Below are 16,285 nucleotides of genomic sequence, written 5' to 3'. Positions count from 1 at the left end.
GCACCGCGCGGACAGGCGGAAATGGCGTTTCATGCCCCGCGTGACCGGGAGCGTGCCGTTCCGGCAAACGGGGAGAACCGATGGCGCAAGAAACGTTCACATTTCAAACCGAGGTCGGCCGTCTGCTCGACATCGTCGCGCATTCGCTCTATTCGCATAAGGAAATCTTCCTTCGCGAACTGATTTCCAACGCGTCGGACGCGTGTGACCGGCTGCGCTACGCGGCGCTGACCAATTCACACCTCATGGCCGACGATGCGGCATTGGAAATTCGCTTGGATCTCGATCGCAGCGCGCGGACGCTGACCGTCGCCGATAGCGGGATCGGCATGGACCGTGACGAATTGATCGAGACGCTGGGCACCATCGCCCGGTCCGGCTCACAAGCGTTCCTCGCAAAGTTAACCGGCGATGCGAAAAAAGACGTCTCGCTGATTGGCCAGTTTGGCGTCGGCTTCTACTCCGCCTACATGGTTGCGGACCGGGTCGACGTGCTGACGCGCAAGGCGGGTGACGCGCAGGCGTGGCTGTGGTCCTCGGACGGCAAGGGCGCGTTCACCATTGAGGAAGCCGAGCGGGTGACGCGCGGTACGACCGTAACACTCCACCTCAATGCGGAGGCCGACGAGTTTCTCGAGGAAAGCCGCCTTCGCCAGCTCATCAAGACCTACTCCGATCATATCGGCGTTGCGATCGTCATGGGCGAGGGCGATGAGCGGAAGATGCTCAACGCGGCATCGTCACTGTGGACCCTGGCGAAAAAGGAAATCACCCCAGATCAGTATAAAGAATTCTATCACCACGTGAGTCACGCGTTCGACGACCCTTGGATCGTCGTGCATAACTCGGTCGAAGGTGTCATTTCCTACATCAACTTGTTGTTTGTGCCCAAAGAAGCGCCGCTCGATCTATTCGATAATGAACGCAAGGGTCGCCTGAAACTTTACGTCAAACGCGTATTCATCACCGACGACTGCGAAGGACTGGTGCCGGCCTACCTGCGCTTCCTGCGCGGCGTCGTCGATTCCGAGGACCTGCCGCTCAATATCAGCCGCGAGAACTTCCAGCACGACCCGCGTATGGCGAAAATCCGCGGCGGCCTCGTCAAACGGGTACTCGACGAACTGGCGAAGAAAGCCGATGACGCCCCGGACGAGTATGCCGTGTTCTGGGATGCATTCGGCGCCGTTCTCAAAGAAGGAATTTACGAAGACTTCGAAAATCGCGATCGGCTGTTATCGCTGGCGCGTTTCCGTTCTACGGCCACCGACGCGATCACTTCGCTCGACGCATACCTCGAACGGATGAAACCGGAGCAAGAGGCGATCTATATCATTTCCGGGGGTCAATTGGAGGCCCTTCGGCGCAGCCCACAGCTTGAGGGCTTCAAGGCAAAGGGCGTGGAGGTCCTGCTCCTGACCGATCCAATCGATGAATTCTGGATCCCGATGGTGCGCACCTACAAGGATAAGCCGTTTAAATCGGCTGCCGGGGCCGATGCCGATCTCAGCAAGATCGCCTCCCTGTCGTCACCGGACGATCCCGCCGGCACCGAGGCCGCGCCGCACGTTCCGTCGGCGGATGTCGATCGCCTTGTCGGCGTGCTGAAGTCGGTCCTCGCCGATGCGGTAAAGGATGTGCGCGTGTCGACACGACTGACCGAAAGCGCTGTCTGCCTAGTTGCGGCCGAAGGAGATATGGATATGTATCTCGAGCGCCTGCTGCGGCAACACCGCAAGCTGGAGGCTGACTCGATCACCGCGCGAATTCTCGAAATCAATCCCGGCCATCCGCTGATCGCGCGCATGGCCGAGCGGGCATCCGGTGACGACGCGAACGCGAGTCTGAGTGACGCAGCATGGCTGTTGCTCGATCAGGCACGCATTATCGAAGGAGATCCCCTCCCCGATCCGGCGGCCTTTGCGCACCGCCTCACGGCGATCATGACCCAGGGACTCGGCACACCCGGGATATAGTCTTTCGCTGGGACATAACGGATGCTGTGATGTTGCGGCGAGGAGAAGCACTCAAGCGAAGCGGAAGTGCGGAGCGCAACCCAACCGCTCCGCGCTCCGGCGCGAACCCGGTGCCACGATCCCTGCTGTGAATGAGCACATCCACTTCGCCCACAGGGGACCGCGAAACGGCACGGTGTAGGATAAATTACCTACTTCGCTTGCCACCACGATGCGGCCAAGCACGCACGATCCTGCACCAGCCTAGTCGACCTATCGCTCAGTTCTTTCGACTGATGACCTGATCTGGTTGCATACGAGAGAGGATTGGCGATGCGGGAGGCTGCGGCATCGGCTGCTTACTCGCTGCCGGACGATCAGCGCGATCGTGCACTCCCTCCAACGCCATAGCCGCGTGAGGGGTACTGCCGGCCGCTGGCGGCCGGCAGTACCGCGATCAACAGGATGCCGCCCTCTCACGAAGTTCCTTGCGCATGGCGCTGATCAGATTGCGCAGACTCGCGGCACTGACGCCATCGCGCCGCATCACCGCTTGGGTCAGCGGATCTGTCAGAAGCTCCTCCAACGCAGGTTCGATGCCGCCTTCCGCGTAGAGTTCTTTCCGCGGCGGCCGCGGCCTTGGTGCGCGCGTCATGGCAGGCACGTCTGAACCTGCGGCGCGGCGATCGAGGGCGATCTGTAGCACCTGTAGCCTCCCTTCCTCAAGCGGGTGTAACCCCGCCTTGACAATCCGCTAGTCTGCATACGCTGACGCGTCGCGCGCGTTTGGCGCGCCTTTTTACGGATCCAGTTCGCTTTTTATTGCCCGTACGCGCCCGCATATCGTGGCCATTTGCCACATCATAACCGACTTCCGCCAGTCCAGCGCACCTTCCCACATCTCTCCAGCGCACCTGTAATCTGATAACCACAGTATAGCGGCGATCTTTTACCAAAACAAGCGCTATGGTAGATTTTGCTTGCCGTCTCGCTCACCAATGGGAGAATTCGCCGGAGTGGCTGTGTCGGCGCGCACGGCGGCAAGGATTGGCCCAGCATCGGCTTGCTGTACCAGGATTGCGCACTTTCCGCCGGTCGACAGCGAGTCCACGACAACTGAGAACGTACGTGGCTCGCCCCGCCAAGTTGTCAAACGCTCAAGATTGCGAACGACATTGAAGCCGCGAATGCTTCGCCCCCGGTTTTCGCCCCGGTCAACGCTGGTCGTCTGCTCGGGATCGTATTCCACCAGCCACACATCCACCTCGTCACGCACGTCGGCCGCCGGCAGGTCAATAACGAGCTGATTTTCGCCGGCACGCGTGACGCGCAAATCGGTGGATATCGCCGGATCCGCCTGCGCGATCATCTTGAGAACGCCGGTGCGATCAGCCCCCGTGGTCTGCGTCTGACCACGAACGACGATCTGCGGCGTGTAGACATAGTTCAGACCTAGGCGACGCGCATACCTGCGCTGTCGTTGCGTAATGGCGTCGTCAGCGAACGGATCGACCCAGCCGAGATAGTCCCAATAATTGACATGCTCGGAAATCGCCAGAACGTCGGGGCGCCTCGCCAACTCGCCGAGAAATGCCTCGGCTGGCGGACAGGACGAACAGCCCTGAGAGGTAAACAGCTCGACGACGGTGAGAGACTGGGCGCCAACGGCCGGCGCGCCGCTCGCTACAATCAAGCCAAGAGCAAGGGCGGAAAGGCTTTTGAACATGAAGCAGACGTAACCACGGCGAGCCGCCGAAGCCAATCACGCGCGGGTGAAGTGGGCGGGCGCTGGGCGCCCGCCTGGCATCGCTGCTCGCAGAAATTACGCCGCCGCGAGTCGGCGCAGAACGTACTGAAGGATACCGCCGCTCCGGTAGTACTCGATTTCGTCGAGCGTATCGATGCGACATAGCAGCGGAACGACATCCGAACGGCCGTCTGCCCGATGCACGGTCATGGTGACGTCCATGAGCGGGCGAACCTCGCCGCCGACGCCCGTGATGTCAAACAGCTCGCTGCCGTCGAGCCCCAGGGTCTTGCGCGTCGTGCCCGCCTTGAACTGCAGCGGCAGCATGCCCATGCCGACAAGGTTGGAGCGATGGATGCGCTCGAAGCTCTCGGCGATGACCGCCTTGACGCCGAGCAGCCGCGTTCCCTTCGCCGCCCAGTCGCGCGACGAGCCTGTGCCGTACTCAGCGCCGGCGATGATCACCAGCGGCACGCCATCCGCTTGGTACTGCATCGATGCGTCGTAGATCGACATTACCGCTCCGGCCGGCATGTGGCGGGTCACCCCGCCCTCGGTGCCTGGCGCCATTTCGTTGCGAATGCGGATATTGGCGAACGTGCCACGCATCATCACTTCATGGTTGCCGCGACGCGAGCCGTACGAGTTGAAGTCGACGGGCCCGACACCGTGGTCCATCAGATAGCGGCCCGCCGGGCTGTCCTTCTTGATCGAACCAGCCGGCGAGATGTGGTCGGTGGTCACCGAGTCGCCGAGGATCGCCAGCGGCCGGGCCATGGCGATGTCGGCAAAGCCGGTGGCGCCGCCATCGGCGAAGAACGTCGGATGGCGAACATAGGTCGACGGCGCCGACCACGCATAGGTCTGGCTCTTCGGTACCTGCAGGTCCTGCCACGGCTGATCACCACGGAAGACGTCGGCATACCGCCGGCGGAACATTTCCGGAGACAGCACCGCATCCATCGTCGCCTGGATGTCCTTGTTCGACGGCCAGATGTCGCGCAGGTAAACCGCCTGCCCCTCTTCGCCGGTGCCAATCGGATCATTGAGCAGATCGACGGCGAGAGAGCCGGCGATGGCGTAGGCGACGACCAGTGGCGGCGAGGCGAGATAGTTGGCGCGCGTCTGCGGATGAATGCGGCCTTCGAAGTTGCGATTGCCGGAAAGCACCGAGGAGACCAACAGATCGCCCTCGTCGATCGCCTTGGCGATCGCGTCGGGCAGCGGCCCGGAATTGCCGATGCAGGTGGTGCAGCCATAGCCGACGAGATTGAAGCCGAGGGCATCGAGGTCGCTCTGCAGGCCGGCGGCGGTGAGGTAGTCGGTGACCACCTGCGATCCCGGCGCGAACGAGGTCTTCACCCACGGTTTGACCCCGAGGCCGGCCCGCCGGGCGTTACGGGCAAGCAGTCCTGCGGCGATCAGCACGCTCGGGTTTGAGGTGTTGGTGCAACTGGTGATTGCGGCAATGACCACATCACCGTCGGTGAGCGAATAATTACCGTCGCCGACAGCAACGCTTTTACGCTCGCCGCTGCCGCCGCGCTCCTTGGCATGGTAGGACGCAAAAGCGCTCGCCGCTTCGGAGAGAAGCACCCGATCCTGAGGCCGTTTCGGTCCGGCCAGCGCCGGTTCGACCGTGCCGATATCGAGTTCGAGCGTATCGGTGAAGACGGGATCGGGCGTCGCCGAATCCCGCCATAGCCCCTGTTCCTTGGCATAGGCCTCGACCAGCGCCACCCGATCGGCATCGCGGCCGGAAAAACGCAGATAATCGATGGTCGCCTGACCGATCGGAAAGAAGCCGCAGGTCGCGCCGTACTCGGGCGCCATGTTGGCGATCGTCGCCTGGTCGGCGAGTGTCAGGTGATCGAGCCCGGGACCGAAGAATTCGACGAACTTGCCGACGACGCCTTTCTTGCGCAGCATCTGGGTGACGGCGAGCACGAGATCGGTCGCCGTCGTCCCCTCCTTCATCCTGCCCGTAAGCTTGAAGCCCACCACCGGCGGGATCAGCATCGAGATCGGCTGGCCAAGCATCGCCGCCTCGGCCTCGATGCCGCCAACGCCCCAGCCGAGCACGGCGAGGCCGTTGATCATCGTCGTGTGGCTGTCGGTGCCGACGAGGGTATCGGGATAGGCGACCATCGTCCCATCGTCCGCGGCGGTCCACACGACCTGCGCGAGATACTCGAGGTTGACCTGATGACAGATTCCCGTTCCCGGCGGAACCACCCGGAAGTTATCAAAGGCTGCCTGCCCCCATCGCAGGAACTCGTAACGCTCGCGGTTGCGTTCGTACTCGACCTTCGCATTTTCCGCGAAAGCGCCCGCCGTGCCGAAGGCATCGACCATCACGGAATGATCGATGACGAGGTCAACGGGCACGAGCGGGTTAATCCGCGCGGCGTCTGCCCCTTTTGTCTGCATCGCATCGCGCATGGCGGCGAGATCGACAACGGCAGGAACGCCAGTGAAGTCCTGCATCAGCACGCGAGCGGGACGGAAGGCGATCTCCCGGTCGGACGACCGGGTCTCCAGCCAGCCGGCCAACGCCTTGATATCGTCCACCGTAACCGTGCGCCCATCTTCCCAGCGCAACAGATTTTCCAGCAAGACCTTGAGCGAAAACGGTAGCTTAGCGAGATCGCCAAGGCCCGCCGCACTCGCCGCCGCCAAGCTGTAATAGTCATAGCTGTTGGCGCCGACGGTCAACGTCCGTCGCGTGCGCAGGCTATCCTTGCCGAACTGGGGCACGGGTCTAGCTCCTCCCATACTGAAGTGTCTTCCGGTCGTAAACCACAGTTCGATGCGGGTGTCCACAGCGTTGACGACGGCGCGCCGCCCATCCCTGCCGACCCGGCCAGACATCACCGGACAAGAGCCGGCAGCATGAGAAAGATTGGGTTTACCTGCACCGGCCAAGGACCGGGACGCCGGTACGCGAACTCTAGACGCTATCCGCCCCCTGCGCTCATAGGGCGCATTCTGAGCAGACAATCTCAATCCATCCTCGTCCGACCCGCGCCGTGCGCGTATCGCGCGCGGCCATTTCATAACGTGCGGAGACCGCGTTTCCTTGCCGGAGTTGCTAAAGTTATGGTGATAATCTCTAATATTGTTTGCACAATGCTCGAAAAACTCGCATGAGTTGAATATATACCAACTATAAATGAGTGGACATTTCCGTCGTCGGCAGCTATAACCGCCTCAAGGGAGGACTCTGAGGAACGAGCCAAAAAGTTAAGGAAAGCGCGAGGTCGGTCTGTCTTTTGCTTGGCGGATTTGGCGCATCCTTAGGTCAGTCGTTGCGTGCATTTCGCGGACAGTTATGCCAAAGAGTTGTAGAAGGTGATGCGACAGCATCACGTCTTGCGTCTCATCAAGCCGAGCCCGGCTATTTCGTGCATGCGCTAATGCTGCATTAAATTGCCTCATATGTGCGTAAAATGCGCGCAAATGGATTGGTTTTGGCATCGGCTCAACATATGATTGTAATCGGGATCGAAACCGAGTATCGTTTGTCCTCGTCGGTCGGACGGCTGACGGCTTGGTCGGGGAAGCTGGTCATCGGCATAATGCTTCGTGTACGCCGATTTGCCCACGCCGCCAGGGACAGCGTGTTTCCGGAATCTCCTGCTGGACAAGGAATGCCAGCGAATGATGGACGGTGTGTCAGCGCCTAGAAAACGCTCGGGAGCATCGGGCAGCAACATGGCAGTAATAGAGACCTCGATGACCGCAGAAGCCGGCGGCGGTCTTGCGGATTTTCCGGCGGCCTCCCGGCGCAGTATCTCGTGGTCGGAAAGTATCGTCTCTGGCTTGGTCGGCGCATCCGATGCTCTGGCTCTCGCTCTCGTCGGCCTGTTCTACTACGCCGTCATTCCGGGTTGGAGCGGCGCCACGTACCAGACCTACCTGACAGAAATTGCTGTCAACGTCTGTTTGACGCTGAGCGTCTTTCATTACGCCGGCCTCTACGACTGCAATACGATCGTCTCGTGGCCGAGCCGTATGCGGCAAATGGTGCTCCTCGGAGCGCTGGTAACGCTCATCCTCCTTACGCTCGCGTTGGCGTTGCGCATCGCCGACAAGTTTTCACAGCTATGGTTTTTCGCCAGCTTCCTGACGTCGTCAGTGCTGATTTTCAGCCTTCGGGGCTGCGCCAAGCTGGTCATTCGCCAACTCGCGACCGCCGGAGTGCTCGTGCGGAACGTTGCCGTCGTCGGCGCCAGCGGCCAGGCACAGCACTTGGTTTCTCGCTTGAAGCTGGAAGACGCGCCGTGGAAGCGGATTGTCGGTATCTTCGACGACCGGCGGACCCGCATCAGCCGCGACGTCAACGGCTTTCCGGTTCTCGGCAACCTCGACGACCTTGTCCGCTATGTTCGTGCCGGTAAGATCCACGACGTGGTAATTACGCTGCCATGGAGCGCCGACGAGCGTCTGGTTACGATCATCGGCAAGCTTCGCTCCCTGCCGGTGCACATCTATCTCGGCTCCGATCTGATCGGCTATCATTTCCCGCGGCATCGCGAACAGCTGCTTGAAGGAGTCCCGGTTCTAGAGATCGCCTCCGCGCCTCTGACCGGATGGAGCGGACTGATCAAGACCATTGAAGACCGGGTTGTCGCCGGCGGGCTCGTTCTATTGCTCTCGCCGCTGCTGCTCGGTGTCGCAATCGCCATCCGCCTGGATAGCCCGGGGCCGATGCTCTTCCGCCAGAAGCGTTACGGCTTCAACAATCAAGAGATTATCGTCTACAAATTCCGCTCAATGTATCATAACCGCCCTCGCGAAGCCGGCGTGCCGCAAGCAACCAAGAATGACCCGCGGGTCACGCGCGTCGGGCGAATCTTGCGCTCGACAAGCCTCGATGAGCTGCCGCAATTGCTCAATGTCCTGCAAGGCAACATGTCAATGGTCGGACCGCGTCCGCATGCCGTCGAGCATAACGAACAATACGCCAAGCTGATCGGCGGCTATCACGGCCGACACAAGGTCAAGCCGGGGATTACCGGTTGGGCTCAGATCAACGGCTTTCGGGGCGAGACAGACACGCTCGACAAGATGCGCGGTCGCGTCGATCACGACATCTTCTACATCGAAAACTGGACGTTGTGGTTCGACATAAAAATCATGATCCTCACCGCATTCGCCGGCTGGACGCACAAAAACGCTTATTGAGACGACGAGAAGGTAGAACGCCGGGGGGAGTAATCCGTTACGTATCCCCTTCAGCGTTAGGAGTACCCGAGTTTGTCTGCCGCGCCTAGGGTAGTAGACCACCCGGCGGAGACCGTGACCAGCATACAACGAGCGGCGGAGCGATGGTCTTCGATTTCCGAATTCCAGCGGGACAAGCCCAGCTTAAAGCTCGAGATTTGCTGGGTCTTTGCTGCGTTCGCCGTTATCGCCACCGTTGGTGCCTTGAAGGTCCCGCTGCCGCTTCATCGCGACGCTGCGACGTTTTTGTGGCTGGCAAGCCGCATCCAGCAAGGAGCGGTCCTCTACGTCGATGTCTGGGACGTCAAGCAACCAGGCATCTTTATGTTCGACTTGCTGGCCGGCAGGCTGTTCGGATTCACCGCCGAAGGCGTGCATTGTTTCGAGTTGCTCTGGCATCTCACCTTCGCGGCGGTTGCAACGATCGCACTGCGCCCGTCGTTGCGCCACCCGTGGCTCGCCGTTCTCGGGCCTGCTGCGGCGCTGACCAGCTATTACGTTTTCTGCCAGTCGCATCAGCAAACGCAACTCGAGATCCTCGTCGCTTTACCCCTGTTCATCGTCGCCTGGATTACCGTAATCAACTGGCGAAGCCAGTTTCGCCGCGCGCTGGGATACTTCGCCGCCGGGATCGCCGCGGGCATAGTGACGGCCTTCAAGCACGTTCTTGCGCCAATTCCGGTTGCGTTCCTGCTTGCTGCCACCTTTGAACAATGGCGTCGGCGCCCGGGTATCACGGTCGCACTCGTCGCCGGCATGTGGCTGCCGTTCATTCTCGGCGTCCTCGTCGTCTGGGGCGGGATGGCCTTCGCCTTTTGGCGTCTTGGTGCGATCGACGCCTTCCTAACCACGACCTTCGTCTATCCGATAATGGCGCTGGAGGACGTAAGCCAGGCTCCTTACAGCCGGTTATTGATCGCCTTGGCGATTTTCATCACGGCGACGGCACCGTGGCTCCCCTATGGGGCGTACGCGGTGATTCGCTGGCGCCGCTCGAAACAAGCGGATCTGACGGCGCGGATGATCCTGTGGCTCGTCGTTGGCCTTGGCGTGATCCTCATCCAGAAGAGTTCCTGGTGGACCTACCATATGCTCTTGCTCTATGCGCCGGTCGGCATTCTAGGAGCGCGCGGCGTCGATTTGGTGGTCAGCCGTTTGCGGCACGGGCGGGCACCGGGCAGCCTTTCGCCAGCGATCATCTCGGTCATCCTGGTCGCCCCGGTCCTGGCGGCCCTGGGCTATCCGGCAGGCGAAACGGCACGCCCGCTGATTACCGCCCTCGCGCCTGACGGCGCCGGTATCGAAGCATATCGCCGGGAAGCTTCGCTACAATACGCTGAGGCGGCAGACGCCGCGGCGTTTCTTGAAGTCCACGCGCCACCTGGCCCAATCTACGTTTTCGGCGATCCGACCATCCACCTTCTCAGCGGACGCGAGCAGGCCATCCCGCAGCAGGGCAGCGCATGGGACTTCTATCTGCCGGACCAGTGGCGGAGATTGCCCGATGAACTTCGCGCGTCGCGCCCTGTCTGGGTCTTCATCGAAACACCGTTCATCCCGCTCGTTGCCCACAACAGTCCCCAGACGGCTGCTCTTTTGTCGCGCGACTATCACGTGGTCTGGGAGACCTCTTATGGTCGATGGTATGCACTTCGCAGTGCCGATCATGCCGACCGCACGCTTTCTGCAAGAGCGGTTGCCGACCGCAACCAGAGTTCCGAATACGACGCGGCAACAAGCACGGCGGTCAACGCGTCAAGATCGCTGCCGGCGCATTTCGCGGCGAATTGAGCGGCGCGGCGTGAGGGCCGTCACATTGCCCACACGCCGGGACGCGCTGGCTTTACCGGCCTTACGTCACCCGGGACGCGCAAGACAGGTCGCCCGAGGCAAGGAGCCCATCTGGCCGGTCCGCCTTCAGTTCAATGCCCGTGAGTTGAAGTCGGAATGCTTCCTTGACCAAGAAGGAGATTTCCCCGGCGGCGGCGGTCGTCGGCAGGCCCTCGCCACGGATGTTGGATACACAGTTACGCTCGGCGTCGCGGGTATCGCAGCGCGGCGCGAAAGTCAGATAGGCTCCGAGACTGTCGGCCGAAGACAGGCCGGGTCGCTCGCCGATCAACACGACAACCATCCGCGCGCCGAGGGCGAGCGCCACCGCGTCACCCAGCGCCACCCGACCATGATGAGCAAGGACGACCGGCGCAATGGACAAGCCCTCCAGCCGCGGCAGCAAGGACCGGAGCAGATCGGCAGCCCAACGGTGCACCGCCAGGGCCGAGAGACCATCGCAGATGACGAAGACGATGTCGTAATCACCGCGCGCCAGACAGCCACGATCGACCGCCCTCAGCGTCCGGCCGAGGTCTGGGCGCTGGAGATACGTCTTACGATCTGGCGCCTTTGAGCGAACGGTGATGCAACGCATGCCCGAGAGCGCCGTCTCGACGGCGCTGGGGTCGAACGCAACGTGGACGGCGTCGCGGGCCAGGGCATGGTCGCGCTGGAACTCCAGGAGTCTTGCCGTCGGCAGCGCGTTGCCGGCGTGACCAAGGGCGATGCGGGCCACCGTAAATTCCCGCAGATCCGCCCACGGATCGCCGCCCGGGGCCACCCGATTACCCTGCTCACCACCAGTCATCGCCTTACCTCGAAATCGAGAAGGCCGGCGATCGCACCACCAGACGCGAGGCGTGGCCGGATGCGCCCTGCGTCATCGCTGATGCCCATCCGCCCGAGCCATGACGCGAATTCGGGTGCCGGCGCGAGGCCAAGGACGGACCGCAAGTAAAGCCCATCGTGGAAGGACGTGCTCTGATAATTGAGCATGATGTCATCGGCTCCGGGAACGCCCATGACGTAGGTGACCCCCGCGACACCGAGCAGCGTCAGCAACGTGTCCATATCGTCCTGATCGGCTTCAGCATGGTTGGTGTAGCAGACGTCGACCCCCATCGGCAGCCCCAGCAGCTTGCCACAAAAATGGTCTTCCAAACCGGCGCGAATGATCTGCTTGCCGTCGAACAGGTATTCCGGTCCGATGAACCCGACGACGGTATTGACCAGAAGCGGGTGAAAGGTGCGGGCGACGCCATACGCGCGCGCCTCCATCGTCTGCTGATCGACCCCGTGGTGCGCATCGGCTGAGAGCGCGCTGCCTTGCCCTGTCTCGAAGTACATGACGTTGTCGCCGACAGTTCCACGGCGGAGCGACAGAGCCGCTTCGCGGGCTTCGGTGAGCATCGCCAGCGAAGTGCCGAACGACGCGTTCGCCGCCTCGCTACCGGCAATCGACTGAAAGACGAGATCGACCGGCGCACCGGCGGCCATCGCCCGCATCGTCGTCGTCACGTGCGCGAGCACGCAGGATTGCGTCGGTATAGCGTAGCGCTCGATGAGCCGGTCGAGCATGTTCAGCAGGGCCGTCGTCTGGGCGACACTGTCGGTGGCGGGATTGATGCCGATGACCGCATCGCCGCTGCCATAGAGCAGTCCGTCGAGAATTGCCGCGGCGATTCCCTTGAGGTCGTCGGTCGGATGGTTCGGTTGCAGGCGGATCGACAATCGCCGCGGCAGGCCGATCGTATTGCGAAAGGCGGTAACGACATGACAGTGCCGGGCAACGGCGATCAGGTCCTGATTGCGCATCAACTTCGCAACGCCCGCCGCCATCTCCGGCGTAATTCCGGCGGCAAGGGCGGTGAGACGTTCCGACGTCGCAAAATCCGAGAGCAGCCAGTCGCGGAATTCTCCCACCGTCATCGCCGCAACCGGCGCGAATGCCCGCCGATCGTGGCTGTCAATGATCAGTCGGGTAACCTCGTCGGACTCGTAGGGCACGACAGGTTCGTCGAGAAAGACCGCAAGGGGCAGGTCGGCAAGCGCGAAGCGGGCCGCCACCCGCTCGGCGTCCGATCCGGCGTCAATACCGGCAAGCGCATCACCGGATCGGGCCGGGGTCGCCTTCGCCAGCAGGTCCTTAAGGTCAGTGAAGACCCATCGGGTCCCGGCGACCGTAGAGGTGTAGCGCATCAGCCCACCCTCCCTGCACCATGATCGAGGTCACCGCCGGTCCGCCGCGTCGCGTCGCGTCGGATCGCCGAGACCTGTCAGTCGATGTCACCCCTGGCAAGGGCGCCCTCCAGTACCGGGACGCTCTCCAGCAGGGCGTCTCGGGGCGCCGCCTCCCGGCTCGGGCGCGTCATCGAATAGTACGCCAGCGCCAGCAGGAATAGGCCGATGAAAAGAACGCCGATAATTTGGTTGTAGTAGAACATGACAATCAGCGAGCCGAGCGAAAGCACCAGGGCGACGGCTGGAAATACCGGGAAGAACGGCGCGCGAAACGGCCGCGTCAGGTCCGGTTCCTTGACGCGCAGGCGGAACAGCGCCGCCATGCTGATGATGTAAAGAACGAGCGCGCCGAAGGCCGACAACGTGATCAACTCGGCGGTCTTGCCGGACAGAATGCCGACGATCCCGGCAATGCCGCCGGCGATCAGCGCCCAATGCGGCGTGCGGAAACGCTGATGAACAGCGGCGAGGACCGCCGGCAGGTAGCCCGCGCGGGCGAGGGCGAAGATCTGCCGGGAATAGCCGATGATGATGCCGTGGAACGAAGCGACGAGGCCGAACAGGCCGATCGCGACGAGCATATGCGTCCAGCCCGAGTCCTTGCCCACCACCATCGACATCGCCTCCGGCAGAGGATAGTCGACACTCGATAAGGCGCGCCAGTCGCCGACGCCGCCAGCAAGAATCATCACGCCGAGCGCCAGCGCGACCAATGTGATAATGCCTAAAATATAGGCGCGCGGGATGGTGCGTGACGGATCTCGCGCCTCCTCCGCAGCCATGGCGACGCCTTCAATCGCGAGGTAGAACCAAATGGCGAAAGGAATTGCCGCAAGGATGCCTTCAAATCCGAAGTCATCGTTGTTGGCAATGAAGTTTCCAAAAGAAAACCCGGGGGCGACGATACCCATGAACACCAGGAGTTCGACCACGGCAAGAACGGTGACCAGCAGCTCGAACATCGCCGCCTGCTTGATGCCGAGTATGTTGATAGTCACGAAGATGAAATACGCGCCGATCGCGATCGCGGTGACGGAAATCCCCGGGTACATAAAATGAACGTAGCCGCCGAGCGCATATGCGATCGCGGGAGGCGCAAAGACGAACTCGATCAAGGTGGCATAACCAGCGATGAGACCGCCGATCGGTCCAAAGGCACGGCGACTATAGGCAAACGGACCCCCAGCATGCGGAATCGCGGTGGTGAGCTCGGTGAAGGAAAAAATGAACGTTGTATAGAGCAAGGTAATCATCAGGGTTGCCCAGAGAAAACCAATGGTCCCCGCCGCTCCCCATCCGTAGTTCCATCCAAAATATTCGCCGGAGATGACGAGCCCGACCGCGATCCCCCAAAGGTGGATGGTGCTGAGCGCGCGCTTAAGCTGTGGCATTCGACTCATTCTCCACTCCTCCGGCTAACTTGGCTCGTCTCAAGCAAGAGCCGTGCCGCCGACGGCGGAGTGCGTTTCCCCCGCCAACTCCGAGGCGGGTCGTGCCCCTCTTAGTTCAGGGCATTGGCACAGTTGCCGATCGCACGGGCGAAGGTTAAAAAGAGGAAACAGGGAGGACTGTAATGTCGATCGACACGCTTGCCGCCGACCCGTTCGAGACCGGCCTTGATCGCACCCAGGCCAATCACCAGCCCCTTACACCACTCGGGTTTCTCGCCCGGGCCGCCATGGTCTATCCCGATCGCCCGTCCATCGTTCATGGCGAGCGCCGCTACACCTGGCGCGAAACGTATGCCCGTTGCCGCCGCCTTGCCTCGGCACTGACCCGTGCCGGCCTCAAGCGCGGACAGACGGTCGCCGTTATGGCCGCGAACACCCCCGAAATGTTTGAGGCCCACTTCGGCGTGCCGATGTCGGGCGCCGTCTTGAACACATTGAACACCCGACTCGATGCGCCCGCCCTTGCGTTCTGCCTGAAGCATGGAGAAGCCCGGGCTTTGATCTGCGATCGCGAATTTGCCGGACCGATCGGTGAGGCGCTGCGGCTGCTTGGTCGCGAATTACTGCTGATTGAAATCGACGATCCGTTGGCGCACCGCCGCGGCGATCCTCTTGGTGGAATCGACTACGAACAATTCATCGCCGACGGTGACGAGGCTTTCGCCTGGGAACTACCGGCCGACGAATGGAATGCGATCAGCCTGAACTATACCTCCGGCACCACGGGTGATCCCAAGGGTGTCGTCTACCACCATCGCGGCGCTTATCTTACCGCGATTGGGAACGTCGTCTCCTGGCAGATGCCCCCACATCCAGTCTACCTGTGGACGCTGCCGATGTTCCATTGCAACGGCTGGTGCTTCGCATGGACCCTTGCCGCCATCGCCGGGCTGAGCGTGTGCATGCGCAGCTTCACCGGCCCGTCGGTGTGGCAGACAATCGCCGAGCACCGCGTCACCCACTTCTGCGGCGCGCCGATCGTCCTCAACATGGTGGTTAACACGCCGGAAGAGGAACGCCCCGCGATCGATCACATCGTCAACGTCATGACTGCTGCGGCTCCGCCGCCGGCGGCCACGCTGGAGCGGATGCAGCGCCAGGGGTTCCGCGTAACCCACGTCTACGGCCTGACTGAAACCTACGGGCCGTCCGTGGTCTGCGCGTGGCACGATGAATGGAACGATCTGCCGATCGAGGAGCAAGCCAACCTCAAGGCTCGCCAGGGCGTTCCCTACCCCAATCTCGAAGGCCTCGCCGTGCTCGACCCGCTGACCATGGAGCCGGTGCCAGACGACGGCGAGACGATCGGTGAGGTGATGTTCCGCGGCAACGTGGTGATGAAAGGCTACCTGAAGGACCGGTTCTCCACCCAAAACGCGCTGGCTGGCGGCTGGTTTCACTCGGGCGATCTCGGGGTCCGCCACCCGGACGGCTACATCCAGCTCAAGGACCGCTCGAAAGACATCATCATCTCGGGCGGGGAAAATATCTCCTCGATCGAGGTCGAGAACGCCCTCTACCAGCATCCAGCGGTGCTGCTCGCCGCCGTCGTTGCCCAGCCAGACGACAAATGGGGGGAAACGCCATGCGCCTTCGTCGAGCTCAAGCCGGGCGCTCGCATCTCAGAAAAGGAGATCATCGCCTTCTGTCGTGAACACATCGCCCACTTCAAATGCCCGACGCGGGTCATCTTCGGCGAGGTTCCAAAGACGTCGACCGGCAAAGTGCAGAAGTTCAAGCTACGCTCTACGGCAAAGGAAGCCGTCTGAAACCTGCGCCGTTATCCAAATTAGGGAAGCACACCGCCGCGACGCGGCGTGCTTTTCGGCGCG

At 61.9% G+C, this 16,285-nt stretch carries 10 protein-coding genes; 4 read left to right on the top strand and 6 right to left on the bottom strand.

From position 1 onward, the window contains the following. Positions 1-80: 80 nt before the first annotated feature. The gene (gene htpG, locus IPK66_16305; GenBank protein ID MBK8176754.1) at positions 81-1,976 is read left to right on the top strand and encodes a molecular chaperone HtpG; all 1,896 of its coding nucleotides are present in this window, start codon (positions 81-83) and stop codon (positions 1,974-1,976) included. Between the two features lie 436 nt (positions 1,977-2,412). Here htpG and IPK66_16300 read toward each other — a convergent pair whose 3' ends face one another. The 3 genes from IPK66_16300 to acnA all read right to left on the bottom strand — a co-directional run bounded on the left by IPK66_16300 (position 2,413) and on the right by acnA (position 6,477). Then, positions 2,413-2,661, bottom strand: a complete 249-nt coding sequence (locus tag IPK66_16300) for a hypothetical protein (GenBank protein MBK8176753.1) — start codon at positions 2,659-2,661, stop codon at positions 2,413-2,415. A gap of 258 nt (positions 2,662-2,919) precedes the next feature. After that, complete coding sequence (locus tag IPK66_16295) at positions 2,920-3,681, bottom strand: DUF1223 domain-containing protein (protein MBK8176752.1); 762 nt, start codon at positions 3,679-3,681, stop codon at positions 2,920-2,922. Between the two features lie 96 nt (positions 3,682-3,777). Continuing rightward, positions 3,778-6,477 carry an aconitate hydratase AcnA gene (acnA, locus tag IPK66_16290; protein MBK8176751.1) on the bottom strand — a complete coding sequence of 900 codons (2,700 nt, stop codon included), beginning with the start codon at positions 6,475-6,477 and terminating at the stop codon, positions 3,778-3,780. Between the two features lie 960 nt (positions 6,478-7,437). Here acnA and IPK66_16285 point away from each other — a divergent pair. Beyond that, positions 7,438-8,889 carry an undecaprenyl-phosphate glucose phosphotransferase gene (locus tag IPK66_16285; GenBank protein MBK8176750.1) on the top strand — a complete coding sequence of 484 codons (1,452 nt, stop codon included), beginning with the start codon at positions 7,438-7,440 and terminating at the stop codon, positions 8,887-8,889. 114 nt (positions 8,890-9,003) lie between these two features. After that, positions 9,004-10,719 carry a hypothetical protein gene (locus tag IPK66_16280; protein MBK8176749.1) on the top strand — a complete coding sequence of 572 codons (1,716 nt, stop codon included), beginning with the start codon at positions 9,004-9,006 and terminating at the stop codon, positions 10,717-10,719. A 61-nt stretch (positions 10,720-10,780) separates the two neighbouring features. On the opposite strand, the gene eutC is transcribed toward IPK66_16280, so the two are convergent. The 3 genes from eutC to eat all read right to left on the bottom strand — a co-directional run bounded on the left by eutC (position 10,781) and on the right by eat (position 14,402). Beyond that, the gene (gene eutC / locus IPK66_16275) at positions 10,781-11,569 is read right to left on the bottom strand and encodes an ethanolamine ammonia-lyase subunit EutC (protein MBK8176748.1); all 789 of its coding nucleotides are present in this window, start codon (positions 11,567-11,569) and stop codon (positions 10,781-10,783) included. Next, positions 11,566-12,960, bottom strand: coding sequence for an ethanolamine ammonia-lyase subunit EutB (locus tag IPK66_16270; GenBank protein MBK8176747.1), 1,395 nt, complete (start codon positions 12,958-12,960; stop codon positions 11,566-11,568). Before IPK66_16270 ends, eutC begins: the two co-directional genes overlap by 4 nt. Positions 12,961-13,037: 77 nt before the next feature. Beyond that, entirely contained in the window at positions 13,038-14,402 is a 1,365-nt protein-coding gene (gene eat / locus IPK66_16265; GenBank protein MBK8176746.1) for an ethanolamine permease, read from the bottom strand. A gap of 173 nt (positions 14,403-14,575) precedes the next feature. Here eat and IPK66_16260 point away from each other — a divergent pair, with 173 nt between their 5' ends. Beyond that, entirely contained in the window at positions 14,576-16,222 is a 1,647-nt protein-coding gene (locus tag IPK66_16260; protein ID MBK8176745.1) for an acyl-CoA synthetase, read from the top strand. Positions 16,223-16,285 lie beyond the last annotated feature (63 nt).

This window comes from Rhodospirillales bacterium (genome assembly GCA_016712595.1).
In the GTDB taxonomy this organism is placed as follows: Bacteria; Pseudomonadota; Alphaproteobacteria; order Rhodospirillales; family Defluviicoccaceae; genus Defluviicoccus.
The sequence above is the reverse complement of the archived record's forward strand: the minus strand, read 5'-3'. Positions and strand labels throughout refer to the sequence as shown.

What these genes read in the sequence shown, in the direction of transcription:
- acnA (MBK8176751.1), bottom strand. Translation starts at nt 6,477, where the DNA reads ATGGGAGGAGCTAGACCCGTGCCCCAGTTCGGCAAGGATAGCCTGCGC.
- IPK66_16295 (MBK8176752.1), bottom strand. Translation starts at nt 3,681, where the DNA reads ATGTTCAAAAGCCTTTCCGCCCTTGCTCTTGGCTTGATTGTAGCGAGC.
- IPK66_16285 (MBK8176750.1), top strand. Translation starts at nt 7,438, where the DNA reads ATGACCGCAGAAGCCGGCGGCGGTCTTGCGGATTTTCCGGCGGCCTCC.
- eutC (MBK8176748.1), bottom strand. Translation starts at nt 11,569, where the DNA reads ATGACTGGTGGTGAGCAGGGTAATCGGGTGGCCCCGGGCGGCGATCCG.
- eat (MBK8176746.1), bottom strand. Translation starts at nt 14,402, where the DNA reads ATGAGTCGAATGCCACAGCTTAAGCGCGCGCTCAGCACCATCCACCTT.
- IPK66_16270 (MBK8176747.1), bottom strand. Translation starts at nt 12,960, where the DNA reads ATGCGCTACACCTCTACGGTCGCCGGGACCCGATGGGTCTTCACTGAC.
- IPK66_16260 (MBK8176745.1), top strand. Translation starts at nt 14,576, where the DNA reads ATGTCGATCGACACGCTTGCCGCCGACCCGTTCGAGACCGGCCTTGAT.
- htpG (MBK8176754.1), top strand. Translation starts at nt 81, where the DNA reads ATGGCGCAAGAAACGTTCACATTTCAAACCGAGGTCGGCCGTCTGCTC.